This window comes from Komagataeibacter rhaeticus (assembly GCF_011611525.1).
Lineage (GTDB): Bacteria > Pseudomonadota > Alphaproteobacteria > Acetobacterales > Acetobacteraceae > Komagataeibacter > Komagataeibacter rhaeticus.
This window is the reverse complement of record NZ_CP050139.1, coordinates 1104937-1118685: the sequence shown is the minus strand read 5'-3', so window position 1 is coordinate 1118685 and position 13749 is coordinate 1104937. Positions and strand designations below refer to the sequence as shown.

General features: G+C 65.8%; 11 protein-coding genes. 2 read left to right on the top strand and 9 right to left on the bottom strand.

Annotation, left to right across the window (positions count from 1 at the left end; translation table 11 throughout):
• Window positions 1-111: 111 nt before the first annotated feature.
• Entirely contained in the window at window positions 112-510 is a 399-nt protein-coding gene (locus tag GWK63_RS05175; RefSeq protein ID WP_007400043.1) for a cytidine deaminase, read from the bottom strand.
• Window positions 511-588: 78 nt separating this feature from the next.
• Between GWK63_RS05175 and lysA the strand changes: the two genes are divergently transcribed.
• Window positions 589-1959: a diaminopimelate decarboxylase gene (gene lysA, locus GWK63_RS05170; RefSeq protein ID WP_034932513.1), complete on the top strand. Its 1371-nt coding sequence runs from the start codon at window positions 589-591 to the stop codon at window positions 1957-1959.
• Window positions 1956-4679, top strand: coding sequence for a DUF4175 domain-containing protein (locus GWK63_RS05165; RefSeq protein ID WP_007400041.1), 2724 nt, complete (start codon window positions 1956-1958; stop codon window positions 4677-4679). Before lysA ends, GWK63_RS05165 begins: the two co-directional genes overlap by 4 nt.
• A 65-nt stretch (window positions 4680-4744) precedes the next feature.
• Here the strand turns inward: GWK63_RS05165 and GWK63_RS05160 are convergent, their stop codons facing one another.
• From GWK63_RS05160 to glmU, 8 genes are all read right to left on the bottom strand, one after another.
• The gene (locus GWK63_RS05160; RefSeq protein WP_157771998.1) at window positions 4745-4915 is read right to left on the bottom strand and encodes a hypothetical protein; all 171 of its coding nucleotides are present in this window, start codon (window positions 4913-4915) and stop codon (window positions 4745-4747) included.
• Between the two features lie 23 nt (window positions 4916-4938).
• The gene (locus tag GWK63_RS05155; protein WP_007400040.1) at window positions 4939-7563 is read right to left on the bottom strand and encodes a cation:proton antiporter; all 2625 of its coding nucleotides are present in this window, start codon (window positions 7561-7563) and stop codon (window positions 4939-4941) included.
• 225 nt (window positions 7564-7788) lie between these two features.
• The gene (locus tag GWK63_RS05150; protein ID WP_007400039.1) at window positions 7789-8409 is read right to left on the bottom strand and encodes a thiamine phosphate synthase; all 621 of its coding nucleotides are present in this window, start codon (window positions 8407-8409) and stop codon (window positions 7789-7791) included.
• Window positions 8406-9176: a thiazole synthase gene (locus tag GWK63_RS05145; RefSeq protein ID WP_007400038.1), complete on the bottom strand. Its 771-nt coding sequence runs from the start codon at window positions 9174-9176 to the stop codon at window positions 8406-8408. The genes GWK63_RS05150 and GWK63_RS05145 overlap by 4 nt, the downstream gene beginning before the upstream one ends.
• A 4-nt stretch (window positions 9177-9180) precedes the next feature.
• Window positions 9181-9381 (bottom strand): sulfur carrier protein ThiS, encoded by a 201-nt coding sequence (thiS, locus tag GWK63_RS05140; protein ID WP_039999822.1) that lies wholly within the window; start codon window positions 9379-9381, stop codon window positions 9181-9183.
• 28 nt (window positions 9382-9409) lie between these two features.
• Window positions 9410-10402 (bottom strand): FAD-dependent oxidoreductase, encoded by a 993-nt coding sequence (locus GWK63_RS05135; protein WP_034932453.1) that lies wholly within the window; start codon window positions 10400-10402, stop codon window positions 9410-9412.
• A gap of 65 nt (window positions 10403-10467) precedes the next feature.
• Window positions 10468-12291 (bottom strand): glutamine--fructose-6-phosphate transaminase (isomerizing), encoded by a 1824-nt coding sequence (gene glmS / locus GWK63_RS05130; RefSeq protein WP_007400035.1) that lies wholly within the window; start codon window positions 12289-12291, stop codon window positions 10468-10470.
• Window positions 12291-13658, bottom strand: a complete 1368-nt coding sequence (gene glmU, locus GWK63_RS05125; protein WP_166498135.1) for a bifunctional UDP-N-acetylglucosamine diphosphorylase/glucosamine-1-phosphate N-acetyltransferase GlmU — start codon at window positions 13656-13658, stop codon at window positions 12291-12293. Before glmU ends, glmS begins: the two co-directional genes overlap by 1 nt.
• Window positions 13659-13749: the final 91 nt, after the last annotated feature.

The window sequence follows — 13749 nt, the reverse complement described above, 5'->3', positions numbered from 1 at the left end:
TTTCAAAAAAAACTCCGGCTACCGCCTTTTTTTCGGAAAGGCGGCATTACCCGGGATTTCTGAAAAAAGCTTCATCCGGAACGTATCCGGCCCTGCCGCCACGCCCCCTGTTCAGCGCAGGTTGTCCGGCCCGAAACTGTCCGGCAGCAGTTCCGCAAGCGTGCGCACCAGACGCACCGTCCCGCTGGGGGAAACCATCGTAACCGGCGTTTGGGGCGCCCCGAATTCACGGATCTTCTGCCTGCACCCGCCACATGGCGTGCAGGCGGCATCCCCCCCGCCGCACACCACGACACGACGGATATGCCGCCCGCCCGCCATCACCATGGCCGCTATGGCGCCGGCTTCGGCGCAGGTGCCTTCGGGGTAGGCCGCGTTCTCCACATTGCCGCCGGCGAATATACGGCCATCATCCGTCTCCACCGCCGCCCCCACCTGGAAGCGGGAATAGGGCGCATAAGCGCGCCCATATGCGTCAACTGCCGACTGCACAAGGGGCTTGATATCCATAACCGGTTGTCCTTCTCGTTCTTTCCTGCGCCAGACACCTTGGAAGGGAGGGGGCAAGGCGGTATCGTGCATTCCATCATGGCTGAAGCTTCCCCCCCCTGTCCCGGACAGGACCCCTCCGTTGCCGCTCTTCTGGCCGTCCGCCCGGCGCTGTCCATGCATGCCATGGACGGGCTTGTGCTGGAAGAGGTGCCCCTCAACACCATTGCCGACGCGCTTGGCACGCCCACATGGGTCATGAGTGCCGGCACCCTGCGCGCCCGCTACCAGCGCCTTGCCACGGCATTCAGGGCAACGGGGCGGCCGGTTTCCATTCACTTCGCCGTCAAGGCCAATGACCATCTGGCCGTACTGCGCGTGCTGGCGGCACAGGGGGCCGGGGCGGATGTGGTCAGCGGGGGCGAACTGCAACGCGCCTTGATGGCGGGCATACCGGCGGCGCGCATCGTCTTTTCCGGCGTGGGCAAGACCATGCCCGAGATGCAGGCCGCCCTGCGCGCGGGCATTGCCCAGATCAACGTGGAAAGTGCGGAAGAGCTTGAACTGCTGTCCACCGTGGCGCAGGCCGAAGGGCTGGAAGCCCCGGTCGCCCTGCGCATCAACCCCGATGTGGACGCGGGCACCCACGCCAAGATCACCACCGGCCTTGCCACCAACAAATTCGGCATTCCCTACAACCGCGCGGTCGATCTGTACGCCCATGCCGCCACCCTGCCCGGCATCCGCCCCGTGGGCCTGGCCATGCATATCGGCAGCCAGATCGTGCGCATGCAGCCCTACCGCACGGCCTATGCCCGGCTGGCCGATCTGGTCCGCGCCATCCGGGCGCGGGGCCTGCACATTGAGGCCCTGGACTGTGGCGGAGGGCTGGGCATTTCCTACCGCGATGAAACCGAGGGGGCGCCCGAGGCGCTGGCGGCCGCCATCCACGGCGAACTGGGCGGGCTGGGCACGCGACTGGCCATCGAGCCGGGGCGCTGGCTGGCCGGTCCCGCCGGCCTGCTGCTGAGCACGGTCATCCTGCGCAAGCGTGGCTATGAGGGCATGCCGCCCTTTCTGGTGCTGGATGCGGCCATGAACGATCTCATGCGCCCCAGCCTGTATGATGCGTGGCATGGCATCATTCCCCTGTCGGCCAGGGACGCCGTCGCCCCTGCCGAGCAGGTGCATGTTGTCGGCCCCGTCTGTGAAAGCGGCGACACCTTCGGCCATGACCGCACCCTGCCGCACATGGACGCCGGCGCCCGGCTGGCCCTGCTGGATTGCGGCGCGTACGGCATGGTGATGAGTTCAACCTACAACGCCCGCCCGCTGGCGGCACAGGTCATGGTTGATGGCGGCCACTGGGCCGTGATCCGTGAACGGCAGGCAATCACGGAACTCTGGGCCGCCGACAGCATTCCCCCATGGGTGGATGAAACCCTTCTCCCATCTGGCGGAGGCCTATGACAGCCGGGCAGGACAGCCCCCAGACCAGCGGCGGCCTGCCGCAACGCCTGGCCCGTGCCCGCCGGCAGGCCCGCCGCGCCCTGTGGGCGGAGCGGCTGTGGCCGCTCATGCTGCCTGCGGCGGATACGGCCATGGGCATTGCCCTGCTGGGCCTGACCCGCCTGCCCCAGCACCTGCCCGACAGCCTGCATGCCATCCTGCTGGCCGGCTGTATCGCGGGAGTGGGCCATGCCACATGGCGGCAATGGCGCGGGATACGCCGCCCCACCCCGGCCGAGACCGACCGGCGGGTGGAGCAGGCATCCGGCCTGAGCGGCCAGCCGCTGCGCACCCTGCAGGACCGCCCCGCTTCCCCCCCCACACCGGAAACCGGCTATCTGTGGCAGCTTCACCTGAACCGTATCATGGCAGGCATGGGGCCGCTGCGCGGGGGGTGGCCACGGCCGCGCCTGCGGGGCGCACGATGGTGGGCCGCGACGCCGGTCCTGGCCGTACTGCTGGCCGGTGGGCTGGCGTGGAACGGCAGCCATGCCCCCAGCCGGATCATGGCCGCCTTCCTGCCCGGCGTGGATGACAGCGACACCCCCGTCCCCCAGATCAATGCATGGATCACGCTGCCCGATTATGCCCCCGGCGCCCCGGTCTTCCTTGATGCCGCGCATGACAGCGCAGACGTGCCCGCGGGCGCACAGCTGAGTGTAACCCTGAACGGGCTGGACGGCCGGCCCGTCCTGCGCGCACGGGCCAGCATGGGGCCACATGGCTTTCATGCACTGGGCAATGGCAGCTGGACCATGCAGGCCACCGTGCTGGCCAGTGGCCGCCTGACCCTGCGCGGCCGGGGCCGGACGCTGGCGCGGTGGACCCTGCACGTCACCCCCAATCCCGCCCCCGACATTGCATGGGGCAAGGACCCTGGCAGCAGGGAGGGGGAATGGCGCACCCGCCTGCCCTATCACGCAGCCCAGCCCTATGGCATCGCGTCCATCCATGCCGAACTGGTCATGCCCGACAGCCCGCATGATATGCTGGACGTGCCCATTCCGCTCAATGGCCATCCGCGCGTGGCCGATGGTGTCGCCACACCCGACCTGTCCCAGAACCCGTGGGCGGGAGAGGACGTGACCGCACGGCTGGTCGCCACCAGCAACAGCGGCACACACGCCACATCCGCCCCCGTGCGGCTGCGCATCGGGGCACGCCCCTTCGTCAATCCGCTGGCCAAGGCCATACTGGACATACGCAAGCGCGTGGCCCTGCACCGTGAAAACCGCGTGCAGGCCGGGCGTGAACTGCTGGCACTGGCGCAGGCCGATACCATGCTGACCCACCATGCCGGGCTGATGGTGGCGCTAACCAGTGTCGCCGCCGTGCTGGGCAGCGACGACGTGACGGATGACTACGCCATAGCCCAGGCCACCGGACGGCTGTGGTTCCTGGCGCTGGATATCGAGCATGGCCGGCGCGACATGGATAACGCACAGGCCGATTTTGGCGTACAGGCCGCGCAGGAAGCGGTGCGCGAGCAGCTTGAGCACATGCGTGAAATGGGGGCGAAGGGACAGGGGCCGGACCAGCAGGCGGAACTCCAGCACCGCATGCAGGCGCTCAGGGACGCCATTTCACGCAAGATGCAGGCACTGGCCCAGCAGGCCATGCGCGACCATGCCGCCATGCCCGCCATTCCAGAAATGACATCGCGGGGGGAACAGAACCTCTCGCAGATGATGCAGCAGCTGCAGGATGACGCGGCAGGCGGCCATAATGCCGACGCCATGCAGAAACTCCAGCAGATGGAGGACATGGCCGAGGGCATGCGCAACGCCACCCCGCAGGACATGGTCGCCCTGGCCCGGCAGCTGCAGGCCCGCCAGCAGGCAATGGAACTGCGCCGTGACCTGCGTGATCTGGTCAGCCGCCAGTCACAGTTGCTGGACCACGCCCAGCTGCGCATGGATCAGGACCAGCGCCAGCGCGATCAGGAAGCGGCCAGCCACCAGACCGACATGGATGAGGACGGGGGCGACCTGTCCACCATGTCCACGGCCGACCTGCTGCGGCAGCTGGGTGTCACCCCGCCGGGTGCTGCCCCGCAGCCGCAGCCCGCAACGCCCACACCCGCCAGCATGACACCGGAGGCCCGCGCCACCCAGCAGCATGCCGACCGTGCGGTGCAGCATGCCCTGGCCCGCGCCCTGCATGAACTGCAGCGCGAGTTCAGGCAGCTTGGCGGCAAGGACATGCCCGCGCTGGACAAGGCACAGGCGGACATGAAAGCCGTGCGCGCGGCACTGGGCGCGGGCAAGGACCCCGATGCCGCCAGCGCCGAGAAAAAGGTACTGGCCGACCTGCAGCAGGGTAGCCAGCAGATGCGCCAGTCCATGCGCAGCCAGAGCGCACAGGGGGCGATGACCGTTTTCCTGCCCATGCTGTCACAGGAGAACGGCAGGGGCAGTCATGGCAGTGGGGGCGATCATCCCGCCAGTGAGGATGACGAGGACGACACGGACCAGCAGGCCGGGGGCAGCGGAGACCGCGACCCGCTTGGCCGCAAGACCGGCGGTACCCATGCGGGCATGGATAACGACACCCATGTGCCAGACAAGGCCAGCCGTGAGCGCGCGCGTGAAATCGAACAGGAACTGCGCCGCCGCGATGCCGACCGCACCCGGCCGCCGGAAGAACTGGAATATCTCGACCGGCTGCTGCGCGCTTTCTGACCCGTGGGCAGGACTGGTCGCCCGCTCCGCCATGCGGACAGGGGTTCATAACCGCTTTGTTGCGGTCATAAGCCAGCCCCTTTCCACAAAGCTTCAGGGAACGCCGCCTTTTTGAAAAAAGGCGGCACCCAAAAACTTTTATTCTTTATCAACAAGTTATTTTGTGGCGGCCATTCACGCCCCGTTGTCCATGCAAAAAACGCCCGCAGCCACGCCAGGGCCAACGGGCGTTCCATGGAGACCGGCTCCCCTCATGGGATCAGGCGTCGGTTGCCTCGCTGTCATGATTGATCGGAATGGCGCGTGTGACCGGGGCCGTGGCCAGGTCAATGGCATCATAGGACGGCGGGCTTTCCGGCGCATCTTTCCCGGCCTGTGGCAGAAGCTGGGCATCGGGCAGTTCACCCTTGCTGCGCGCCTGCACCAGACGTTCAAGGTTTTCACCGATACGGGGATAGTCTTCCACCAGCTTGCGGAAATCGCGTGCGCTCATGGTCATGAAATGGCCGAACTGCAACGACCGGCTGGTTGCGGTTACCCGTTCGTCGCGCAGCGCTTCCTCCGCCCCCAGTACGGCGCCCGCGCCAAAACGGACATCGTGCTTGGGGTAATGGGTCTCTGCCAGTCCCGCGCTGATGAAATAGACCGTGCGCACCTTCTGCCCCTTGCGGTACAGCCGCTCACCGGGGGAGGAAAAGTGGATGGACATCTTCATCGCCACGTCATGCAGCACGCCATCGGCAACCCCTTCGAACAGGGGGAAGTTGTGGATGCGGCTTTCAATCCCGGCGCGGATGTTGAACTTCAGGCGGAAATCAAGCTGTTCACGCCGATGTTCCACATCCTTGTGCAGTTCGCGGTGCAGTTCCTCGCTCAAAAGCGAGTCGGCCATCAGGGTATCGTATTTTTCCTCTTCCAGCCTGAGCGCGATCTGGCGCAGCATCCGGTTTTCCAAGGCTTCGGAATAACCGTGATAATGCAGCCGCAGGGTTTGCAGGGCTTCATCCAGCAGCTTGCACTGGCGGCCCAGCACCTCTCCCACGATTTCACTGATGCGCGTACCAAGCGTGGGCTCCATGCGCTGGCGCATGAAACGTGTAAGCGAAAGCGAGACGAAATAGCCGATCATCAGCATCTCGAACCGCTCCATCATGCAGTACATGAGCGGCGTATCGAAATTGAAGCGGTGATGGATGACCTGCGCCACACGGAAACGCAGCGAGGGCCGCAGCCGGCGCCGCAGGGCGCGGACATAGCCAAAACGCCCTTCCAGCCGCGCGCCGTCCACCATCGCCTCGGCCGAACGGAGCAGCGTCTCCATCACCCGGCGCGACAGCCCCTGTATGCGGAACAGGTCCAGCAGGATGGAACGCTCCCGGTTGGCAATGACAATCAGCGCCAGTGTCACACGCTGCCGGTCCCCCAGGGCAGTGTCAAAGGTATTGGCCTGCTCTTCCGAATGGACGCGGCGGTCCAGCACATCGACCACGGTAGTGGTGACATTGGGCGAGAAACCCAGCTCCCCCGCCACTTCGCGCGTCTGGTCACGTACCTCTCCCAGCCCGATGGCCAGGATCTGGTGGCGCAGCGCCTGATCGATCAGCGGAAGCTGGTCCAGCTTGAGAAACAGCACGAGATAGCGCAGCGACAGGCCGTTGACGAACAGCGTGATCAGCACGAAGCCCGTGGCGATGATGCCGATGAAATGGGCAACACTGCTGGAAACATGTTCGTTCTCGGTCACCGCCAGCGCCAGCGCCAGTGTGATCGCACCGCGCAGCCCCCCCCACACCATGGTCACCTTGAACGGCGTTGGCACCGGTGGCGACAGCTTGGTGGCGGCAAGAACGGGCAGCATGCCAAACACCACCGCCCCGCGGGCCAGCAGCCCGGCACCTGCGGCCAGCAGGATCAGCACGCAGTCCCATCTGGTCATGCCCACCAGCAGGCGCGGCACCAGCATGGACGCCAGCACGAACACCAGCGACCCCGCCCAGAACACAAGCTGCTGCCACAGCTCGTTCAGGAACCGCCATGTCTGGGGCCGGAAGGTGGACGGGCCATAGATGGAGATGGTCAGCCCAGATGCCGCCGTGGCCACGACACCGGAAAACCCCAGGAATTCATCACAGACGATATAGGCCAGGTAGGGCAGCGCCACGGTCAGCGTGACTTCGGCCGCCGGGGCCGCCCCCAGCGCCGGAATGAGCATGAGCGTCAGCCGCCCGAACACCACGCCGATGATGAGCGCGCCGATGAAGGAGACGAGGAATTCCAGCATCGCCCCGCCCAGCATGATCTTGTGATGCGAGGTGATGGAGCCGAGCAGGATGGTGAAGATGGAAATGGCGGCGGCATCATTGAGCAGCGCCTCGCCCTCCACCAGGCGGGTCAGGCGGCTTGCGGCACCGATTTCCTTGAAGATGCCCGCCACCGCCGACGGATCGGTCGTGGCCACGATGGAGCCCAGCAGCAGGCACACCGCCAGCGGCATGCCGGCAAAGGGATAGAGCGCGAAGCCGATCGCCGCCGTGGACACGGCCACCGCCACCACGGCCAGAAGCAGCACGGTCGCGGTTTCATGCGCAAGCCTGCGCACGTCAATGCCCAGCGCGCCCTGAAACACCAGTATGGGCAGGAAGATCAGCAGGAAGGCTTCGCTATTCAGCGGGAAGTCCAGCAACGTCTGCGCCGCGCCACTGAAAATTTCCATATGGGAATTGCGCAGTACCAGATCGGCCGCGCCACCAATCACGATGCCCACAATGGCCAGCAGGACGGTTTCGGACAGTTCCAGGCGGCGGGCAAGCGGCTGCACCGCACTGACCACGACAAGCAGTACGGCAATTGCCATCAGGATTGCTGCCAGACCCGCTATCTCCATTCAAAATCCCCGATTCATGGCCATGCGACGACTATAGTCCAATCCTAGTGACCGACCATGAACAGATTATGTTCATTACATTGCAGATCAGCGAAACGGGACCTGAGACGACCGGTATCCGGTGGCATGGAAGCACGGCCACATGGATTGCCCGGTCAAGTATCAATAATGCCACAGGCCCGTTGCAGGAACAACATAGGCCAGATCACTTTATGTTCCAGTCCTTCACATCCCCGCCGGGACTGCCGTTGCCGCCAGCCATGCCTTTACCTGCGCCTGCGGGTCGGGCATGCGGATGAAGTCGGATACGGCGGAAACACAGTCCGCCCCGGCCGCCAGGCACAGCGGCGCGCGTTCAAGCGTAATCCCGCCAATGGCAACCAGCGGGATGGTGCCGATGCGCTGCTTCCACCGGGTCAGCTTGCCCGTTCCCTGCGGAGCCCAGGGCATTTTCTTGAGTTTTGTGGGCCAGACCGGACCCAGCGCAACGTAATCGGGTGCAACCGACAGGGCACGCTCCAGCTCCGAATCGCTATGCGTGCTGACCCCCAGCCGGATGCCTGCGGCACGGATGGCGGACAGGTCCGCCGTATCCAGATCCTCCTGCCCCAGATGGATGTAGTCCACCCCTTCCGCTATCGCGATCCGCCAGTAATCATTCAGCACCAGCGTCACGCCATGCGCCCGTGCCTGGCGGATTCCTTCGCGGATTTCATGGTGCAGGGCCTCATCCGCCATGTCCTTCAGGCGCAGCTGTATCAGCCTTGCACCCGCCTGCCCCAACCGGGCAACCCACTGCGCGGTATCGACAACCGGATAGATGCGCGAGGGCAGCGGGGTGTTCATAGTACCGCCTGCCCGATGACGGGGGTGGAGGGCACGGCCATGTCGCGCTCTTCCATCGGGTCGGCCACATAGGCCATGCGCCCGGCCTCGACCGCCAGGGCAAAGGCACGCGCCATTTCCGCCGGGTTGCCGGCCTTGGCAACCGCCGTATTGATCAGCACCGCATCATAGCCCAGTTCCATGGCCTGCGCCGCATGCGAGGGCACGCCGATCCCGGCATCCACCACCATCGGCACATCGGGGAAATGGGCCCGCAGCGCGCGCAGGCCGAACAGGTTGTTCAGCCCCTTGCCCGAACCGATGGGCGCGCCCCAGGGCATCAGGACCTCACACCCCGCGCGCAGCAGGCGTTCGGCGCCGACTAGGTCCTCCGTCATGTAAGGAAAGACCCTGAAGCCATCTTCCACAAGAATCCGCGCGGCCTCGACCAGTGCGAACATGTCGGGCTGCAGGGTATCGGATTCGCCAATCACTTCGAGCTTGATCCAGTCGGTGCCAAACACCTCACGCGCCATCTGCGCCGTGGTCACGGCTTCGCGCACGGTATGGCAGCCCGCCGTATTGGGCAGCACGGGCACGTCCAGTTCCCGGATCAGGTTCCAGAACGCTTCCCCCGCACGCGATCCCGCTGCCTCGCGCCGCAGCGATACCGTCACCACCCCGGCGCCGGCACGCCGTACCGCGTCACTCAGGATTTCGGGCGAGGGATACTGGGCCGTGCCCAGCATCAGGCGTGACGTCAGCGCCGTGCCATAGAAAAGGGTCATGCCGTCATCCTCCCTGCATGGGGGCCAGAATTTCCACCCGCGCACCCTCGTGCAGCGGCTGGGCAGCACGCCTGCCCGCCGGTACGAAGGCACCTTCCACGGCCGTGGCAATGCGGGCCTTCGCGTCATAGCCCAGTTCTTCAAGCAGGGCCGCGAGTGTGGTGGCCGTTACGTCGTGGTGGTTGTCGTTCACCATAATCTGCATGTCCAACTCCTGTGCGGGAGGGTCCGGTTCACGCGCCGAACACGATATCTGCCGCCTCCGCCGCCCTGACGGGGGAAAGCAGGAAGCCATGGCGGTACATGCCATTGATGTGGATGTGCCGCCCGTCGCGCCGGACGGCGGGCATGTTGTCGGGATAGGACGGACGCAGGCCGGTACCGGTCTCCAGTATCTCGGCCTCGCCAAAGGCCGGGTGCAGGGCATAGACCGCGCCCAGCATCTCCACCATGGAGCGCAGGGTCATGGGACCTGCGTTTTCACTTTCGATCATGGTCGCGCCCACCATGTACACATGGTCGGCACGCGGCACGATATAGATGGGAATGCGCGGATGCAGCATGCGCACGGGCCGGCGCAGCCCCACATCGGGACAGCGCAGCAGCAGCATCTCGCCCCGCACCCCGCGCATGTCCGCCATCTGGCTGCGTGCCGCAATGCCCGTGCAGTCCAGCACCCAGTCATGGCCGTCCATGGCCTGACCGGCGGGAACGTTGAAACTGATTTTTCCACCCAGGGCCACCAGCCTGTCCGCCAGCGCCACCAGCGCCCGGCGCGGATCGACATGGCCTTCGCCGGCAAAGAACAGCGCACGCGAAAAACGGTCCGCCAGATCGGGTTCAAGGGCCGCGATCTCGCCCTCGCCTATGGTGGTGAAATGCGCGGTCCGGCGGCCGAAACGCGCGATCTCACCCACATCGCGCGCGGGGGCAAGGACCAGAGTGCCATTGCGCACGACACCGGGCACATGCGCATCCCACCAGTCGAGGGAGGAAAGGGACTGCCCGGTCACCTCCGGTGTTGCGGACTCCGCCTCGCACCATGGGGCCAGCATGCCCCCCGCCTTCCATGAAGCCCCCGAACCGACCCGTGGCCCGCTTTCATGCACATGGACCCGCGCCCCCCGTTCGGCCAGCGTCACGGCAGCCGTCAGGCCGGAAACGCCCGCCCCCCGTACAAGGACGGATGGCCCCGATCCGGTAGGTAAAGCCGTTTGTGCTGCCATGCGCTGCGTCCCCCTGCTGTTGTCGCGACGACCCGCGATGATTGTGCCGACCCGCTCCCGCCTGTCTATTCAACAGTAACGGACTTGGCGAGGTTGCGGGGCTGGTCCACATCCGTACCCTTGAGCAGGGCCACTTCATAGGCCAGGATCTGCACCGGAATGGTCTGGAGAATGGGGGCCACGAATTCATCCACCGTGGGAATGGCCACGACGCATTCCGCGATTTCACGCAGGCGCGGCGCCCCGGCCATATCGGTAAACACCAGCAGCCGCCCCCCGCGCGCACGGGCTTCCTGCAGGTTGGACAGGGTCTTCTCGAACAGGGGCCCCGAGGGCACGGTCGCCACCACCGGCACGCTGCTGTCGATCAGCGAGATCGGCCCGTGCTTCATTTCCCCCGCCGCATAGGCCTCGGCATGGATATAGGTGATTTCCTTGAGCTTGAGTGCCCCTTCCAGCGCCACGGGAAACATCGCCCCGCGCCCCAGATAGAGGACATCGCGCGCATCCGCCACAATGGCGGCCATGCGGCGGATCTCGTCATGGCGTTCGAATACTTCCGTCGCCTTGCTGGGCAGGTCAAGCAGGGCGGTGACCATCGCCTCTTCCGTGGCGCCATCCAGCAGCCCCCGCGCCCGGCCAAGGGCAATGGTCAGGCACGCCAGCACCGAAAGCTGGGCAGTGAACGCCTTGGTACTGGCCACCGATATTTCCGGTCCCGCCACCGTGCCCAGCACGGCATCGCTTTCGCGCGCCATGGTGCTCTGTTCCACATTGAGCACCGAGACGATATGCTGCCCCGCCGCCCGCATGCCGCGCAGGGCGGCCAGCGTGTCCGCCGTCTCGCCCGACTGGGAAATCAGCAGCCCCAGCCCCCCCTGCGCCAGCGGCGGGTTGCGGTAGCGCATCTCGCTCGCCACATCGATATCGACCGGCAGGCGGGCATACTGCTCGATCCAGTAACGCCCGATCATACCGGCGTAAAAGGCTGAACCGCAGGCGGTCAGCACGGCACGGGGAATGGTGGCCAGGTCAAAGGGCAGTTCAGGCATCACCACGCGGCGGGTGGCCGGGTCGATCAGGCGCTGCAGGGTCTGGCCGATCACCACCGGATGCTCGTGCAGTTCCTTTTCCATGTAATGGCGGTACCCATCCTTGCCTACGGATGCCGCGATCAGCGCGGTCAGACGCACCGGACGGTCAACCGGATTGCCCGCCATGTCAAAGAACTCCGCGCCCTGTGGCGTGATCACGCTCCAGTCGCCATCATCAAGATAGGCGATGCGGCGGGTCAGCGGCGCAAGGGCCAGACTGTCGGAACCGAAGAACATCTCGTTGTCCCCGAACCCCACCACCAGCGGCGCGCCATGCCGCGCGCCGATGACCATGCCGTCATGCCCGGCAAAGATCATGGCCAGCGCATAAGCACCCTCCAGCCGCTTGAGGCACTCATGCGCCGCCTCCCGCGGGGAAAGGCCACGCTGGAGGTGATAATCCACCAGCTGGGCAATGGTCTCGCTATCCGTATCGGTCGAGAACACCTGCCCTGCCGCCTCCAGTTCGTGGCGCAGTTGCTCGAAATTCTCGATAATGCCGTTATGCACGACCGAAACCCGCTCCGTCCCATGCGGATGGGCATTGTTTTCGGTGGGCGCGCCATGGGTGGCCCAGCGTGTATGGCCAATCCCGGTAACACCCGGCAGCGGCAGGCGCGCCAGCAGGCTGGCCAGATGATCCAGCTTGCCTGCCGCGCGGCGGCGCTCGACCTGCCCCTGCTCAAGCGTTGCGATACCGGCGGAGTCGTAACCGCGATATTCCAGCCGGCGCAGCGCGTCCAGAATGACTGGCGTGGCCTGATTGCTTCCTACAACCCCAACAATGCCGCACATCAGCCCTGTTCCTTCTTTTTCTTCAGCCGGTCCCGAAACGTGTCGGCATGGCCTGCCCGGTTGGCCTGCCGGGCACGCCCCAGGGCCATGGCGCCATCGGGCACATCATGGGTGATCACGCTGCCTGCCGCCGTCAGCGCCCGCGCGCCCACCCGCACGGGCGCCACCAGTACCGAATCCGAACCGATGAAGCTGTCCGCCCCGATTTCGGTGGCATGCTTGAACACCCCGTCGTAATTACACGTAATGGTGCCCGCGCCAATATTGGCGCGGGCACCCACCGTGGCATTGCCAAGATAGGTCAGGTGGCTGGCCTTGGCCCCCGCGCCAAGGGTGGTGGCCTTCAGCTCGACAAAATTGCCCACGCGCGCCTGCGCGCCAACGTCCGTTCCGGGACGCAGGCGGGCATAGGGGCCGATCTGGGCATCGGGACCGACCACGGCGCCTTCCACATGCGAGAAGGCGTGGATTTCCGTGCCCCGCCTGACATGCACGCCCGGTCCGAACACCACATGGGGATGCACCACCGTATCGGGTTCCAGCACGGTATCGGCGCACAGGAACACCGTATCGGGCGCAACCAGCGTCGTGCCACCCGCCATGGCCGCCTGCCGCAGGCGGGCCTGCACGCAGGCTTCGGCCTGCGCCAGTTCGGCACGGGAATTGATGCCACGCAGTTCGTCCTCTGGCGCGACCACGGCACGCACATGCCGCCCATCCGCCACGGCACGGGCCACCACGTCGCCCAGATAATACTCACCCTGCGCGTTGTCGTTGCTGATCCCATCCAGCCAGCGGCGGAAATCGGCCGCATCGGCACACAGCACGCCCGCATTGCACAGCCCGATCGCGCGCTCGGCCGGCGTGGCGTCCGCCCATTCCACAATGCGCACGACCTGCCCGTCGTGCGTCACGACACGGCCATATTTCGCCGGGTCCGCCGGCTCCATGGCCAGCAGGGCAAGTCCCGTATCATCGCAACGCCGCTGGGCCAGCAGCGCGCGCATGGTGCCGGGCGTAATCAGCGGATTATCACCATACAGGACCGCCACATCACCATAGCCAAAGACACTTTCGGCCTGGCGGGCGGCATGGCCGGTGCCAAGGCGGTCGTGCTGCACCACCACCGCATGCGGGGCGGCCAGTGCCGCCACATCGTCCATGCCGGGTCCGATCACCACCACGATCCGGTCAAACACCTGCGCTGCGTTATCCAGCAGGTAACGCAGCATGGGCCGGCCCGCCAGCGGATGCATGACCTTGGGCCGCTCCGACTTCATGCGGGTGCCCCGCCCCGCTGCCAGGATGACAGCGGTCGACAGGCGGGCGGGGGGAGAGGATAGTGCGGGATCGGTCTTGGTATTCATGGCAGTGTGCGGGTACTCCGCCCCCGCGCACCCTGTCAAACCCTTATGCATGCCCGAGACCATCACTTAGAATTTCCGATTGCTACTTTCC